Origin of the sequence: uncultured Pseudoramibacter sp., from assembly GCF_903789625.1 — a bacterium.
Lineage (GTDB): Bacteria > Bacillota > Clostridia > Eubacteriales > Eubacteriaceae > Pseudoramibacter > Pseudoramibacter fermentans.
In genome coordinates this window covers 164,030-180,006 of sequence record NZ_CAIFFF010000001.1, presented here as the reverse complement: position 1 = coordinate 180,006, position 15,977 = coordinate 164,030, and the positions used below count along the sequence as shown (strand labels likewise).

The 15,977-nt window shown below is 44.8% G+C and carries 15 protein-coding genes; 1 reads left to right on the top strand and 14 read right to left on the bottom strand.

Annotated elements, in window-relative coordinates; genetic code table 11:
- Nucleotides 1-37: 37 nt before the first annotated feature.
- From QZX60_RS00850 to QZX60_RS00820, 7 genes are read right to left on the bottom strand one after another with little or no spacing between them, the layout of a single operon-like run.
- Nucleotides 38-1,606, bottom strand: coding sequence for an FGGY-family carbohydrate kinase (locus QZX60_RS00850; protein WP_295360333.1), 1,569 nt, complete (start codon nucleotides 1,604-1,606; stop codon nucleotides 38-40).
- A gap of 21 nt (nucleotides 1,607-1,627) precedes the next feature.
- Nucleotides 1,628-1,996 carry a DUF1667 domain-containing protein gene (locus tag QZX60_RS00845; RefSeq protein WP_295360500.1) on the bottom strand — a complete coding sequence of 123 codons (369 nt, stop codon included), beginning with the start codon at nucleotides 1,994-1,996 and terminating at the stop codon, nucleotides 1,628-1,630.
- Entirely contained in the window at nucleotides 1,996-3,258 is a 1,263-nt protein-coding gene (locus tag QZX60_RS00840) for an NAD(P)/FAD-dependent oxidoreductase (RefSeq protein WP_295360498.1), read from the bottom strand. The genes QZX60_RS00845 and QZX60_RS00840 overlap by 1 nt, the downstream gene beginning before the upstream one ends.
- The gene (locus QZX60_RS00835) at nucleotides 3,258-4,718 is read right to left on the bottom strand and encodes an NAD(P)/FAD-dependent oxidoreductase (RefSeq protein WP_295360331.1); all 1,461 of its coding nucleotides are present in this window, start codon (nucleotides 4,716-4,718) and stop codon (nucleotides 3,258-3,260) included. The genes QZX60_RS00840 and QZX60_RS00835 overlap by 1 nt, the downstream gene beginning before the upstream one ends.
- A 27-nt stretch (nucleotides 4,719-4,745) precedes the next feature.
- Entirely contained in the window at nucleotides 4,746-5,939 is a 1,194-nt protein-coding gene (locus QZX60_RS00830) for a hypothetical protein (RefSeq protein ID WP_295360328.1), read from the bottom strand.
- 9 nt (nucleotides 5,940-5,948) lie between these two features.
- Entirely contained in the window at nucleotides 5,949-6,992 is a 1,044-nt protein-coding gene (locus tag QZX60_RS00825) for an alcohol dehydrogenase catalytic domain-containing protein (protein ID WP_295360325.1), read from the bottom strand.
- Complete coding sequence (locus QZX60_RS00820; RefSeq protein ID WP_295360322.1) at nucleotides 6,989-8,044, bottom strand: galactitol-1-phosphate 5-dehydrogenase; 1,056 nt, start codon at nucleotides 8,042-8,044, stop codon at nucleotides 6,989-6,991. The genes QZX60_RS00825 and QZX60_RS00820 overlap by 4 nt, the downstream gene beginning before the upstream one ends.
- A gap of 191 nt (nucleotides 8,045-8,235) precedes the next feature.
- Between QZX60_RS00820 and QZX60_RS00815 the strand changes: the two genes are divergently transcribed.
- Complete coding sequence (locus QZX60_RS00815) at nucleotides 8,236-9,081, top strand: MurR/RpiR family transcriptional regulator (RefSeq protein WP_295360319.1); 846 nt, start codon at nucleotides 8,236-8,238, stop codon at nucleotides 9,079-9,081.
- A gap of 119 nt (nucleotides 9,082-9,200) precedes the next feature.
- On the opposite strand, the gene QZX60_RS00810 is transcribed toward QZX60_RS00815, so the two are convergent.
- The 7 genes from QZX60_RS00810 to QZX60_RS00780 form a co-directional block, all read right to left on the bottom strand.
- Nucleotides 9,201-10,034, bottom strand: a complete 834-nt coding sequence (locus QZX60_RS00810; RefSeq protein WP_295360317.1) for an HAD family hydrolase — start codon at nucleotides 10,032-10,034, stop codon at nucleotides 9,201-9,203.
- Nucleotides 10,031-11,569, bottom strand: coding sequence for an exopolyphosphatase (gene ppx, locus QZX60_RS00805; RefSeq protein WP_295360314.1), 1,539 nt, complete (start codon nucleotides 11,567-11,569; stop codon nucleotides 10,031-10,033). Before ppx ends, QZX60_RS00810 begins: the two co-directional genes overlap by 4 nt.
- A gap of 18 nt (nucleotides 11,570-11,587) precedes the next feature.
- Nucleotides 11,588-12,499, bottom strand: a complete 912-nt coding sequence (locus QZX60_RS00800) for a CPBP family intramembrane glutamic endopeptidase (protein ID WP_295360310.1) — start codon at nucleotides 12,497-12,499, stop codon at nucleotides 11,588-11,590.
- 55 nt (nucleotides 12,500-12,554) lie between these two features.
- Nucleotides 12,555-14,684, bottom strand: coding sequence for an elongation factor G (fusA, locus tag QZX60_RS00795; protein WP_295360307.1), 2,130 nt, complete (start codon nucleotides 14,682-14,684; stop codon nucleotides 12,555-12,557).
- A gap of 191 nt (nucleotides 14,685-14,875) precedes the next feature.
- Complete coding sequence (locus tag QZX60_RS00790) at nucleotides 14,876-15,214, bottom strand: DUF948 domain-containing protein (protein ID WP_295360304.1); 339 nt, start codon at nucleotides 15,212-15,214, stop codon at nucleotides 14,876-14,878.
- Complete coding sequence (locus tag QZX60_RS00785) at nucleotides 15,211-15,597, bottom strand: YtxH domain-containing protein (RefSeq protein WP_295360302.1); 387 nt, start codon at nucleotides 15,595-15,597, stop codon at nucleotides 15,211-15,213. Before QZX60_RS00785 ends, QZX60_RS00790 begins: the two co-directional genes overlap by 4 nt.
- A gap of 87 nt (nucleotides 15,598-15,684) precedes the next feature.
- On the bottom strand, nucleotides 15,685-15,954 hold the full coding sequence (locus QZX60_RS00780) for an HPr family phosphocarrier protein (protein ID WP_295360299.1): 270 nt from the start codon (nucleotides 15,952-15,954) through the stop codon (nucleotides 15,685-15,687).
- Nucleotides 15,955-15,977 lie beyond the last annotated feature (23 nt).

Sequence of the window (15,977 nt, the reverse complement as noted above, 5' to 3'; positions counted from 1 at the left end):
ATTCTCCTTTGTTTATATCGCCAATTATTCGATAATATTAATCTCTGTATTCATCTTGGAATTCGACCACTTTGTCGAAAGCCCCTGTTGCCAATGACTTATAAATCTGTTGCCAAGTTCTAAATGCTTTTTCATATCGTTCAACTTTATCTTCTCTTGGATGATAAACTTTACGGATTTTAACCATCTTGTCTGCCGCTTCCTTAAAGTCTTTATATATTCCAGCACCAACAGCTGCATTCATCGCACAACCTAAGGCAGTAGCTTCTTCTTCCGCAACAACTTCACAATCACGATTTAAAATATCGCACATAATTTGGCACCAAAGTTCTGATCTAAAAATACCGCCTGTTAAACGGACTTTTTCAAATGGCGGAGCGCCACCAGCAACCATTGCATCCAACATGTCTCTTAAATCGAAACATACACCTTCCATTGTTGATCTAATAAAATCAGCTTTTGTATGACCGACTGTCATGCCGAGATAACTTCCTCTTGCATTTGGATTTTGATTTGGCGTAACAGCACCTGCGAAATATGGTAGGAAGAACAGGCCATTTGCACCTTCATTAGACTTTGAGGCCATTGATGTTAAGAATTGATAAACAGAAATTTCCAGCTGCTCTGCTGCGAGATTTTCAATATCGCAGAACTCTTCTTTAAACCATTTAAACGCGGAACCAGATGCATTTGCAACGCCTTCCATAACGTACGCACCATCTGGCGTTCCTAAAACGTAGCACCGTCTTGAAGGGTCTCTAAGAAGATTAAATGATTTTCCTGCAACAATACCTGCTGTTCCTCCACAAGCATACCCAACAGTATCATCAATACATCCGCATCCTAAACAACCGGATTGCTGGTCACCAGTTCCCATAATGATCGGTGTTCCTTCCGCCAAACCTGTACGGTTTGCAACCTCTTCCGTCACATGCCCAATAACTTCTCCTGGTGTACGTAATGGCGCAAGCTTATTAATATCTATGCCAAGAGCATTACACAGCTCTAGATCGTATTGGAAATCTGGTCCGTTTAATTGAAGCCACGGTGTATCCGTGTAATCATCATAATAATCGTCTGCACCATATGCCTTGGTAACTAATCCCATCATTGTATGGATCGTTGTTGCTTTCTCATATGCTTCCGGCATATTTTTCAAAATCCATTGCAAATTTGACTGAGGGTTCACACCACCTAAAGGCATTCCGCATCGGTCGTAAAGATCTTCTTTTGTCAACCCTGCTTTAGCAAGCTTTTCTTCAATCACAGGAAACATCTCGGCGCTTCGCATATCCTGCCAAATAATAATTGGCATTGTGAAACCACCATCTTTATCTCTTAACGCAATAGTACATCGGAAAACGTCAACCGAGATAGATGCAACTTCTTCAGGATCAATTTTACTATTGTCCATCGCGAGTCGTGTTGTATTATATAAAACATTAATCAATTCTTCCCCATCACATTCCTGACGTCCTGGTGCAGGATAGGTAAGTGGATTCATCAATTGACCTGAGCCAATTTGTTTTCCTTCTAAATCAAATACAATGGTTCTGGCACTGGTTGTCCCCAAATCAATACCAATAACATATTTTTTTTCTTTCATAATAATCCTCTCCCAAATTAATTATTTGATTTTATTAATATTTTTCGTCGCAATGATATCGACATTCGTTCCACAGACGTTTTTAATTAGTACATCTCCTATCGAGATTGGGGCTTTCGCCTCGATTGTATTTATTGCATTCATGCAGTCAAATATTTTTTCTTTTGGTATATCCGATGCTGTCTTAACAGATACCATGGCTACATCTCCATCCAATACAGGAATGATTGATGTGACAATTCTCGTCGGACTGGTCACTTCTTTTTCTGCGTATGTCCTCCCTCGTTCGCAGGAGTTACCAGTTATTGACTTAATTGTTCCATTTTCCAATTCAACCTTAACAGAGCACCCTAATGGACAATTGATACATGTTAGCATTCTTTCTTCCATCATTGTGCCTCCTCAATTTGAACTGTAAATGATGAACCATTTTGGCAATCATCGAAAATCTCCTTATTAATTACCACCTGTTGCATTTCACCTGGCGCAAAAATACGTTTTTTCTGATGCTTAATCTCTTTGTCATTCAGATATGCACCGATTTGGCTATTCTGATAGATCCCTTTTACACGGAAGCGGATAATAATATTTTCTTCATTACTATCAGCATCGATGGTTGTCGGAACTGTATAACTCACGCCATCTCCAGCAATAACCTTAATTTTTTTATTTTCTTTCTTTTCTCCATTTTTCACGTATTCAGTTGCAGCTTCTCCAGCATGCGCAGCTTCTTCGGAAACGTAATCAACCAGATCATGAACATGTAGCACATTTCCACAGGCAAAAATACCTGGCACAGAAGTTTCCAGATTATCACGAACGATCGGTCCGTTTGTCCTGCCTAAAGCGACTCCAGCTGCTGTTGATAATTCATTTTCTGGGATCAGACCAACTGACAATAAGAGCGTGTCACATTCATATTCAACTTCTGTTCCTGGAATAGGTTGAAGCTCATCGTCAACTTCTGCGACTGTGACACTTTCTACGCGTTCTTTTCCTTTAATGTCCACAACTGTATGGCTTAACTGAAGAGGAATATTATAATCATCCAAACATTGGACAATATTACGCTTAAGCCCTGCTGAGTACGGCATAATTTCTGCGACCAGCTTTACTTCAGCGCCTTCCAGTGTCATTCGCCTTGCCATAATCAGTCCAATATCCCCAGAGCCTAGGATAACCACCTTTCTACCTGGCATATATCCATAAATATTGACAAGTTTCTGTGCTGTACCCGCGGTATAAATCCCTGCTGGTCTTGTCCCTGGAATAGTTAGGGCTCCTCTCGGTCTTTCTCTGCATCCCATAGCTAGAATAATTGCCTCAGCTTTCACTTGAACAACGCCTTCTTTGCTATTGACATAAGTAATCACTTTGTTTGGAGAAATATCCAAAACCATTGTGTTCAGCTTATATGGAATTTGATTTTCAATAATCTGATCAGTATAACGCTGTGCATATTCTGGCCCTGTCAACTCTTCTTTAAATGTATGCAGACCAAAACCATTATGAATACATTGATTCAAAATTCCGCCAAGTTTATTTTCACGTTCCAATATTAACAGATCAGAACATCCTGATTTTTTTGCTGAAACAGCTGCTGAAAGTCCAGCTGGGCCTCCACCAATAATCACAATATTATATTGTTTCATTATTCTGCCCATGCCTTTCTATCTTTAACTTGACCAACTAACATTTTAGATTTTCCGCCTTTTTTAGTGACGTCCATCATATCGATTCCCAATTCTCTGGCGATTATTTCAATTTGTCTCGGTGTGCAAAATCCAGCTTGACATCGACCCATTCCTGCGCGAGTACGGCGTTTTACAGCGTCCATCGATCTTGCCCCAATAGGTCGTTTTATTGCGTCAACAATTTCCGCTTCAGTAATTTTTTCACATCTACATACAATTTTTCCATACCGCGGGTTTCGTTTGATGAGTTCATTCTGTTCTTCTTTGTTAAGCTTGTTAAAATGTACGATACCTTTTCTTTCTGCAATAAAGTTTTCCTTTAATTCAAGATGCATACTTTCTGCGATGATCTGCGAAAGCATTCGCCCGATAGCGGGAGAACTTGTCAATCCCGGTGATTCGATCCCCGCAGCATCAAAGAACCATTTGGAATCAGGAAGTTCTTTAACAATAAATTCATGATGATCTTCGTGAGGTCTTGCGCCACTAAAGGTTGTAATAATTTTATTAAGCGGTAATGGGAAATTCACGAGTGAATTATTACCTTCGGCGATGTCTTTTAATTGATCAATAATTGGTTTTGTTGTAGCAAAATCATCTTTATCATCTACATCATTAGCTGTTGGTCCGACAAAGAAATTACCGTCAATCGTAAACGAACTTGCGATACCCTTACCCATTTTTCCAGGAAGTGGTACAACAGTCGTATTGAAAATTGTTCCGATACTTTGATCAAAAAGAATATATTGTCCTTTGCGTGGTGTGATATGGATCTTTTCTTTACTCACCATATTGTGGAATACATCTGCGTACACACCAGCTGCATTAGCAATAGCTTTGGTGTCAATATCACCATTATTCGTTTTTATACGGTATCCCCATTCTTCTTTTGTGATTTTCTGAACTTCAGTCTGGAATCGAAATTCAACTCCATTTACAGCAGCGTTTTCACCCATAGCAATAGCTAAATTAAAAGGATCAATGATACCGCCCGTCGGTAGCCAAAGTGCTGCGACTGCATTATGTGTTAAATTCGGTTCTCTCTTTAGTAATTCATCACGTCCTAAAATTTCAAGACCTTGCACACCATTTCGGACACCTTGTTCATATTGCTGATGCAGTTTCCCCATATCTTCTTTATGGTTGCAGACAATTAATTTTCCTGTTTTTTTAACTGGAAAATCTAAAATTGGAGACAATTCGTATAACATTCGGTTTCCTTCGAGGCAAAGCTTTGCCATCAAAGATCCTGTGGCAGCTTCTTGACCTGTGTGGATAACACCTGTGTTTGCTTTGGAAGTTCCCATTGCTACGTCATCCCCCTTTTCAATGACGCAAGCATGGATTTTATATTTCGATAGTTCCCGTGCAATACACGTTCCCGTAACACCTGCTCCAATTACAGCAATATCGTACATTCGTTATTCCCCCTTCGCTGTAATTCGTTATTGAATTCTTTTTAGTATTTCGCTCAATCGCATTCCGTCTTCTGGAACAAATTGTTTCCAATATGCACTCGTTTCTTTTAACTTTCCAATAATTTCTCTTGGATGTTCTGAATTCGATGCGAAGATTTCAAATGCTAAATTGATTCTATCTGTTTTAGGTGGCATTCCTTCTGCATCCGGTTGTCTGTAAGCCTCTGTAATTGCTTCAAAAAAGGCTTTCCCTTTAATAATGCCATCTTTATTAGATTCTTCTGTAAATGCCGCATGGGATGAAGCTTTCCCATTGGTTTGCTGCATATGCATAATTGGAGAGTAGCATCCCAATTTTTTCAGCCACGCATATGGATTAATATCATTCTTGGTTTTTGAAAATAAATACTGATAATGATCCATATCATTTAATATCTTTAAAACAACAGCATCACTTGTATCTTTATTAGCAATCGCTTTATCCCAGATTTGATAAGTGTGATCTGCGCCAAGCCAAGGCTCTGCAATTTTTTCTCCAGAAATAGCTTGTGCTAATTTTTCAGAGATTTCATCTTCTGTTGGTTTAAAAAATCTACGTTGTCCAATCATATGTCCCAAATCGATTGTGATGTAAACTGGATCACCTCCAGTTTGATAAATTTTTTTCAATATTTCTTCACTGTCCTCGATTGTCCAGGGGATTGTACTTGGCGTATACATCGCTTCTGTGCAGATCAACATATCACTATTGGTATCTGCCCCTAATCTGCCGATCTTAGCCATATATCTAATAACTGTATCTTTTGCTTTTTGATAGGCTTCAGGTGTTTGAAGAACATTATCTGGAAATGAATTAAGCGCAAATCCTAAATCTAATCCCCGTTCACCTAATTCCTGAACAGCTGGTTTTAACCATCCGTCAAATAAATAATCTGCTATTCTAGGATTTGGATGTGATAGACCGGTCGTTCTATAAGTTTGATAGCCTGTAAAAAAGCTTCGAACTTTAATGCCCTCTTTTTTTTCTATCTTTTTTACACGATCAAACCAGTCGTCTCGATACCATTTCGGTGTATAAAAAAGATCCATTTCGTTGTCAAAACTGGCCTCAACCGAATCAAATCCAATATTCTTGATAACAGGACCCCAGGTTTCTGGTTCTACCCATCTTTTTATCGCAAAACAAGTATCTTGAAGTAAATATATCTTAGGGTCAATCATAATATCTCCTTAAGGATGAATGACAACCTTCATCACATTTTCATCTCTAATCGATGTAAAACCGTCAATAATTTCTTCTAACGGCAAAATTCTTTCGATGTATTTTTTTAAATCTAATTTTCCCTGCTCAACCATATTTAAAATTTGTTGCATATATTTAACGGTTGTTGCATGTACACCAAAAATTTGTAATTCTTTATAATGGATCAAATTAGAATCAATAAATCCTTTCCCATCTCCTGGTAGTCCACCGAATAACAAAATTCTACCTAGCTTAGCAGCAATTTCTTGTGCTTCTGTATGAAGTTTGGGTACCGATGCTGCAACAATAACAACATCTGCGCCATGCCCATCAGTACGTTTTTTAATTTCTTCTACTGCATCTATTTCTGCGTTATTAATGTAAACTGCATTTGGAACCATTTTTTGAGCAATTTTTCCTCGTTTTTCTACTGGTTCTAAAATAAAAACTTTATCTGCACCTTGTAAAAGTGCAAGTTCTGCGTGTATGCAGCCAATCAGTCCACTTCCGTAAACAACAACGTTGTCACTTGGCCCAATATTTAAAAAATGTTGTCCATTAAGCGCACAAGCTGCTGGTTCAACAAGTGTAGCGTTGTCAAAATCAACTTTATCCTCTAATTTAATTACATTATGCATGCGAATCGCTCTTTCGGGGATTTCAACATATGGAGCAAAGACGCCTTCATACTGGAAACCAATCGTTTTTAAGTCATCGCACATATTGGTATGTCCTGACTTACACGGTCGACAATGTCCACATCCTACAGCAGGCGCTACTGTTACACGATCACCCTTCTGATATCCATTTTCTTGTCCCAATTTCCCCGAATGAATAATTTCTCCGGCGCACTCATGACCTAAAATTCTAGGAACATCAATTTTATTATTTCCCTTTAAAAAAGTTCTCATATCTGTTCCGCATATCGATGCAGATTTAACACGAACAATGAGATTATTGTCTTTTTTCTGAGGTTCAGGCATCTCCTGTAACTCCATTTGCCTATCCTCATTAAGAATCAGAGCTTTCATTTTTCAACTCCCCATGGGAAAATCATGATCTTATTAAAGAAATAATGACCTTTATCGATGTTCTTGAAAATTTCCGGAACTTCATCTAACGTAATGCGATGGCTGATGATGTCTTTCGCGGTCATTCCCTTTTCATACATTTTTAGAGATTCCGTCCAATCTTCGCCTGGGAAGGGATCAGTAAATGAATTCCAAGACCCCGCAAGTTCAATCTGTCCCCGCATAAGCGTATCGACGGTTTCTGGTTTTAAATCTAACCCTTTATGAGAAATGCCGAGGAAGACAACTCGTCCCATTTTCGCTGTCATCATAATGGCCTGCTGTTGTGCAACCGGTGCCCCTGAAAAGTCAACCACAACATTGGCACCTTCTCCATCTGTCGCATCCATGACCGCTTTTACTGGATCATTTTCAAGTGAGTTGACCACAACATCCGCACCAACACTCTTAGCAATTTCGAGTTTTTTATCCCAAACATCGATTGCAATAATTTTCTTCGCACCTTTCATGTGCGCGATCTGAACTGCGAATAAACCAATTGGTCCTGCCCCGACGACTGCAACGGTGTCGCCTTCTTTAAAATGTCCGCGATTGACCAAACCATGCCAAGCATTTGCACACGGGTCAAGAGTCGCTGCATCTTCATAAGAAACACCATCAGGAACTTTCAACAAATTTGTCTTCTTAACTGAAACGTATTGCGCGTAAGCACCGTCTCGTCTTGATCCGTAATAGTCGTAATCTTCACACAAAGAGTAGATGCCTTTTTTACACCATTCACAATGTCCGCATGGAATTAACGGCGGAACCACAACACGGTCACCCACTTGGTACCCTTCAACCTGATCACCAACGGCTTCAATTTCCCCCGAAAATTCATGACCGCAGATGATCGGCGAAACGTGCGCACCATATGTTAAGATTCTTGGAATATCCGATCCACACACACCACAGGCATGTACCTTAACCATAACTTCATCTGGCTGCATTACTGGCTTTTCGACATCTTCTACTCGTAAATCCTTTGGTTTGTACATCCGTACTGCTTTCATAATATTCCTCCTACTTTTCGTTAATATTTTACTATCTAAATTTTATTTACGTAAATTATTATACATTCTTATTTTTACTATGTCAATCTATTTACGGTAAATATTTTACTATCGTAATTTTTTTTCTATTTTCTTTTTCTTAGTTACCTTTTATGTTATAATGCGGAATATAAAGAGGAGGTAAGCATCAAATGGACGAAATTCTGACAAATATTCGAACCAAATATAATACTTTATCTAAAACGCAAAAAGTAATCGCTGATTTTATTTTAAAAAATGCAACACGCATTCCGATGTTTTCAATTACGGAATTAGCCAAAGCCTGCAACACGAGTGAAACAACCGTGATGCGCTTTTTAAAAAAACTTAATTATAATTCATATCAGGTATTTCGCGTAAAAATTGCTCAAGCGACTACGGAAGAACCCAGTACATCCATTAACGATGATTTAAATCCTCATGATGATCCGGAGACTATTAAACAAAAAATTATTGGGCATACTTTATCTGCAATTAACGACATCAATGTTCTTCTACCTTCTTCTATTCTTGAACGAGCAATCACTATGATTCGATCTGCTAAACGTATTATGATTTATGGTGTTGGCGCATCTGGTGCAATCGCCTTAGATGCTTATCATAAATTTTCAAGTATTGGATTAGATGTTCGATCTTATCCAGATCCCCATCTTATGAATACTACATGTACTCAAGCTAATCCGAATGATTTAATGTTAGCTATTTCCCACACTGGTGAAAGTCTTGAAGTGAATCATGCTGTTCAAATAGCTAAGGAAAATGGCGCAAAAATAATTGGCTTAACAAGTTTTTCTAATTCAACTTTAGCAAAATTGTCCGATTTATACTTACTTAGTTCGACTAATGATAATAAATACCGTTCCGAAGCCATGGCTTCTAGAATAGTTCAATTGACCATTGTCGACATCCTATACACCGCGACATTTATGCAAGACGAAAAGCATTACTACAAAGCATTGAATGCTTCCCGTATCGCTGTTTCTAAAAACAAAACTTGATTTATTTTTTCTCAATCTAATCTTTTTGTAAATAAACGCATCAAAAAACGCCCAACTGTGATATGCTGAACGTATATCGGAGTTGGGCGTTTTTTCGCTCGTATTTGCCTAATTTCACGTTATTTTTCAAATGACCTTAACGCAGCCTCAGGATGATCAAAATCCTTTAATAAGGCGTCAAGCACCTTTAATTCGCCGTCGTCAGTATTGCGGTCGGTGACGTAGCGGCACACGTCCTTGACCGCCTGGCGCGCGTTGTCGACAGCCACGCTGTATTTCGCCTGGTTGAGCATGCTGATGTCGTTGCTGTTGTCGCCAAAGGCCAAAGTTTCGTCCATCGACACGCCGAAAAGCGCCTGAATCTTGGCCAGAGACGAGCCCTTTGACGCCGCCTTCGGCACCATATCCACTACACGCTCTCCGGCGCAGGCCACGTTCATGGTCTTCCGCCATTTCGGCGCAAACGCCTTTTCCGTGACCTCCTCGACGTGGTCGGCACGGTAGACCGAAAACTTGATGCACGGCGTGTCCAGCTCAAGGAGATCGTCGACCAGCTCACAGTCGAAGTGGTAGACGTCCCGCGTAAACTCGTAGGCCTCTTTATCCCGCTTTTCGAAATAGCACACCTCCCCGGTGTCGTACAGGGTCATGCAGCCGTCCAGCGCCCGGATATCGCGCACGATCGCCCGGGTGTCCGCCATCGGAATCGCTTCGCGGTAGACGATCTTATCCTGATAAGACGCCATCGCGCCGTTCTGGGTGATGTAAAAAATCTGATCCTGAATGGGCGCGAACACCCTTTTCAGGTTCGAGGCCGGCCGGCCGCTGCAGACGCCGAAAATCACGCCGTGGTCCATCAGGGTCTGCACCGTCTCGAAATAAGCCGCTGACAAATCCTGGCCGCAGTCCGGAAAGAGGGTGCCGTCCGCATCTGTTGCAATCAGTTTGATCATTTCACAATCTCATTCTCAAGATTTAAGGTGTGCTTGAACACCCGATTGAATTTCTTCCCGCATTCGTCCAGAATCATATCGGTAAAGACCGAATGTTCCTGAGACAGCACGTTGAGGGTCACCGCGTCGTCGGAAATCACGCAGTTGACGTCGCGGACGACCCCGTCCATATCCCGGTCTAAATATTCCGCGATCTGGAGAATTGAGCTGAACACGTCGATGATGTTGAGGTCCTGCTTGGTCAGCATCCGCGCGTATTCGGCGTCGACCTGCACCTTTTTGCCGGTGCGGTGATTCAGCGCGGAGAAGGCCGCGATCAGCATTTCTTCGTGGGTCAGGCCGTTAATCCCGGCGTTTAAAATCAAATAAAAGCTGTGCAGCTGGTGATTGGAGTATTGAATTTTGATGCCCGAATCGTGAAGCATCGCCGCCGTGCGCAGCGACTTGTCCAAGGTCCGGCTCAGCGGCAGGCCGTGAATCGGCGCCAGTTCGTTGAACAGCTTGCGGGAAATGCGGTAAACCTGATAGGCGTGGATGCAGTTCACATCCAGCTGGCGCGCCGTATTGACCAACGAGTACTCGAAGACCTCCGGTATCAGATCGCCTTCGCCGTAGCCGATGGATTCGTACAAAAGCCCGTCCCGAAGCCCTGCCTTCGAGATAATCAGTTGGTCGGAGTCGATAGCCCCCATGATTTCCATCACAGCTTGACTGGCACCGATGAAAATATCGGCCCGGGCCTTGGAGAGCCCTTTGATGTTTTTCCGTTCCTGATAATCCATCGCCGCCGTCTTTTCGCAGACCGTCTTGACGTCCTTCCGGCTCATTCTGTAATTCTGTGCGATTTCCAGCGGATAATCGATCATTCTGCGGTGGATGCGGCCCATATTGCGGATGGTGCCGCCGACACCGATCACCGGGTAGCCCTTGGCCTCTGCCAGCAGCGGATACTGCGAAAAGGCGCCTTCCAGGAAAACGTGCAGCTTTTCCAGATCGGATTTTTTCGGCTTGTCGGTCAGATTGAATTTTTCGGCCAGATCGACCGCGCCAAAGGGCAGGCTCACGCCCGCTTTTTTCTCGCGTTTTTGAATCAAGACCAGCTCTGTCGAGCCGCCGCCGATATCCATCAGAAGCCCGTCCTTGATATCGATGGTGTTCACCACGCCGAGATAATCGTACATCGCTTCCTGTTCGCCGGGGATAACGTTGATGTCGATGTCCGCCTCTTCCTTAACCCGGCGCACAAATTCATCGCCGTTTTCCGCCTTGCGCACCGCGGCTGTCGCGGTGGCAATGACCTGATCGAGCTGATATGCGTCGATCATCCGCCTGTAAATTTTCATCGTATTGACGCCCACGTCCATGCGCTCTGGATCCAGCCTGCCTGTCCGCGTCATGCCTTCGCCGAGACGCACGTTGACCTTCGCGTCGTCAATCACCGAAAAATAGCCGTTTTCTTCGTGATAAATGGCGACCACCAGGTGGACGCTGTTGGAACCGATATCGATGACCCCAATACGGTTATGTTCTTGCATTTTACTTTCCCTTCTGGTTTATTTCAATAAATTAGCTCCATTACCTATTTGATCATTATACCACAAAGATCTGGTCTGAATCCCACTGTACCGCGTCTTTTGCGGGCGCAGGTAAATCGCAGCCAGCCCGACGTCAAAGGCCATCAACGCCACAGAGGAGCTAAAGCCCGGCGCGACCGACGCGGCGGTGCCGGCAGTGGCAAGCACAATTAAAATATCCGTCAGGCTGTGGAGGATTACCGGAATGACCGCGTTGCCGCTTCGCCAGTAAACCGCCCCCCAAAGCACACCGGTGCCAAAGGCCTGAATAACCTGCATCGCCGTGACCGCCAAGGATTGACCAAAAGCATTCATCATATGCAGCGCGGCGAACAAGCCTGCGCCGATGAGCACCGTGCACCAGGCGCCGCGGCAGCTGTCGGCAAAGCGCACCCGCAGCTGAGCGACCAGCCCGACGCGGAAAAAGGTCTCTTCGAAAAGCCCGACCGACACGCCGAACAAAATCGTTACAGCCAGCTTCTGCGGTGTCAGCGCCGAGAGGTTTTGCGCCACGCCGCGCATCATCGGCGCGTATCCCGCAGAAGTGCCACTTTGCAGCAATTGATTCAAGGCTTCGGGATTCGCGAGCATCAGCAAAAGGGCTAGATACATCACAATTTTAAGCCATTCCGACCAGCTCAGTCGGATCGACGTCCCAATGCCCTTTGCGGAAAAGCCCAGGGCCTTCGGCGTCCAGCCGTAAATGACGTACAGAAAAATGAGAATCATTGCGGACAAAATGAGCCTGAAAATGATTTCCGTTCCAATCAATTGGGGCAGCAGCCGCCCGACACCGAAAAACAGCGCGCTGACGGCAACAAAATAGAGCACGGCGCCAGATAAGGGGCGCTCCCGCCAGAAACCTTGCAAAAATCGTTTCAAATCGTTCATCCTTATCTGCTTTCTAAAAAAGGACCTTCGACTATCGAAGGTCCTGTGTTCAAGCTTATTTTTTCTTTTTGTCTTTTTTGCCCTTTTCTTTCTTGGTGCCTTTTTCTTCAGCGGCACCGCCGTTGGCGTCGGCGATGACTTTTTCTGCAACGCTCGCCGGCGCTTCTTCGTAACGGGCAAAGCTCATTTCAAATTCGCCGCGGGCCTGGGTCATCGAGCGCAGCTCGGTCGCGTATTTTTCCAGTTCGGACAGCGGCGCTTCCGCAGTGATCACCTGCAGTCCGCCGACAGAGGGTTCCATCCCCATGATGCGGCCGCGCTTCTTGTTCAAATCGCCCATGACGTCGCCCATGTATTCTTCCGGCACGGTGATCTTCAGGCTGTAAATCGGTTCGAGAATGACCGGGTTCGCCTTCTTCATCCCTTCGCGGTACGCCAGCGCGGCGGCCATCTTGAAGGACATTTCGTCGGAATCCACCGGGTGATAGGAGCCGTCGTACAGCGTGGCCTGAACGCCGGTAACCGGATAGCCGGCCAGCACACCGTGCTGCATACATTCTTCGAGGCCCTTTTCAACCGCCGGAATAAAGTTGCGCGGTACGGCCCCGCCGACGACCTTGTCGACAAAACGGAAATCGTCGTTCGGGTCCGGCATTGGATCAAATTTGACAAAGACATGACCGTACTGGCCGCTGCCGCCAGACTGTTTCTTGTGCTTGCCTTCGGCGTCTGCGCTCTTCTTGATGGTTTCGCGGTACGGCACCTTCATCGGAGAGAGCTCGACGTCCACGTCGAATTTCTGTTTCAATTTATTGGAAATGATTTCCAGCTGCATTTCGCCGATGCCGGAAATGACGGTTTGTTTCGTTTCCTTGTTGCGGGTCACCGTGATGGTCGGATCTTCTTCGATCAGGCGGTGCAGCCCAGTAGAGAGCTTGTCGATGCTGCCCTTGTCCTTCGCGTCGATCGCCATCGAAATGACCGGTTTCGGGAAATCGATTGGCGGGTAGACGATCGGGTCAGCCGGATCACAAAGCGTATCGCCAGTCTTGACGTCGGTGAGCTTGCTGAAGGCGCCGATATCACCGGCGATCAAGCTGTCGACTTCGATCTGCTTGTTGCCGCGCAGCACGTAAATGTGGTTGGCCTTTGCCTTCACATCCTGATTGGCGTCGATGATTTCGGTGTCGCTGTTCAGCGTCCCGCCCATGACCTTAAAGATCGAGAGCTTGCCAACGAACGGGTCGACAACGGTTTTGAAGACACGGGCTGAGAACGGCGCTTCGCTCGAAATCTGACGTTCGATTTCCTTGGAATCCCGCGGGTCGATGCCATCGACATCGTTGCCTTCGTCTGGAGACGGCAGATAGTCGATGATCATATTTTCAATGGTTTCAACCCCAATATTCTGAACCGCCGACGCAGACATCACCGGAACCAAATCACCGGCGAGCACGCCCTGGCGCAGGCCGTGGTGAATTTCTTCGGTGGTCAGTTCTTCGCCGTCGAAGTATTTTTCCATCAGGTCTTCTGAAGTCTGGGCCACCGATTCCATGATCATTTCACGGTAGGGTTCCAGCACCTTGATCAGATCTGCCGGCACTTCAGCGTCAAAACAGCGGTTGTCCTTTCTTTCACGGCCCGTCATGTCGACGATATTGACAACGCCGCGCATTTCGCTGCCTTCGCCCCAAGGCTGGATAAACGGCACGATTTTGTTGCCGAAGGACGCCTTGAGTTCTTCGACGACCTTGCTGATTTTAGCGTTTTCACGGTCGATTTTATTGACGACGATAAACGCCGGCACGTCGACCTTTTTTAGCATGTCAATGGCCTTTTCGGTGCCGACCTGAACGCCGGCCAAGGCATCGACGACAATGATAATGGCATCGGCGACTTCGAGAGCCGCCGCCGATTCCCCTACGAAATCAAAGTAACCCGGCGTGTCGATAATATTGAGCTTATGCCCGCCGTATTCAATTGGAATCACCGAGGAAGAAATTGAAAACATTCTTCTCTTTTCTTCATCGTCAAAGTCAGAAAGCGTATTGCCTTCATCGATGCGGCCCATACGGTCGATTGCGCCGGCGTTAAAAGCCATCGCTTCGACGAGTGAGGTCTTCCCACTGCCACCATGACCGAGAAGCAAAATGTTGCGAATGTTTTTTGTCGGATAATTTTTCATAATCTTCCTCCTGAAAACTGTTTAATAAGTCTATTTATTTAATTTTAACCAATATTGAGATTGTTTTCAACCTGTAAAGCTTTCAAAAATGTAAAGGTTATGCAAAAGGCCATGATTTGCCGCATTTTATCAAATTTTCTCACAAAAAAAGCTGCGGGATTTCCGCAGCTCTGTTGTGCTGAAAGCTTAAATTATTTGGCACTTGTCTTTTTCTTCCGCTTGGGCAGACCGACACGGCGCTTTTTCTTACTCCGCCCGAAGACGCTCTGAAGCTTCGTCAGGGTGTCGCTGAGGGGCTCGATCACGCCTTCCTTGACCGTATCCACTGAGGTCTTGGCGTCGGTGACCATCGCGTCCGCGTTGTCAATAATATTCGTGATTTTTTCTGCATTGTCGTCCAGCAGGCTGTTGATTTTTTCCATCGTCCTGCGCGTTTCGACGATCAGCCCGATCAAATAAACGACCAGGAAGAGAATCGAAACGGCGATGATGATCCAAAAAACAGCCGACAGCGGTATCATCTGATTCATTCGGCCGCCTCTTCTTCGTCCGAATCTGCTTCCGCTTCGGAGGCGTCTTCGTCGTCCTGAAGTACATCGTTGAATTCTTCTTCGAAATCGTCAAATTCGTCATCGACATCCTGTTCGATATCGTTGATTTTATCTTCGATTTCGCTGCGGTATTGATTGACGCGGTCGGTCAATGTGTCAGTCGCGTCCTGAATCTGGTTTTTCAGGCTGTGGCCGTATTCCTTCACCTGATCGTGCAGGTCGTCCCATCTTTCCTTCGCGCCGCTCGCGATACTGGTCCGCAAATCATCACCCGTCGATGGGGCGAAAAGCAGCGCTGCCGCCGCGCCGATCACAGCACCCGCGAATATACCACCGATGAAATAAGATTCTTTGTTAGCCATTGCAATTCTCCTTGAAGTATAGTCTTTAAAAAATTTTAGAATGCCAATCTTAATTGCCGCTTTAGGCCAGTCGAGCATTCAAAGGAATTATTCTTCTTCTTCGAAGCCGCTTTCGACCAGTTCCACCAGCGTGTCAACCGCTTCGTCTTCGTCGTCGCCGTTGGCTTCGATCGTAATCGTCGTCCCCTGGCCGATGCCGCCGGACATGAGCCCCATAATGCTCTTCGCGTTGAGCCGGGTGTCGCCGTAAATGACGTCGATATCGGATTCAAACTGTCCCGCTTCCGAGACAAAGATCGACGCCGCTCTCGCGTGAAGCCCTGCCTTATTGGTCACTGTTACTTGTTTTCTTTTCATGCGCTTTTCCCCTTTCGTGATGC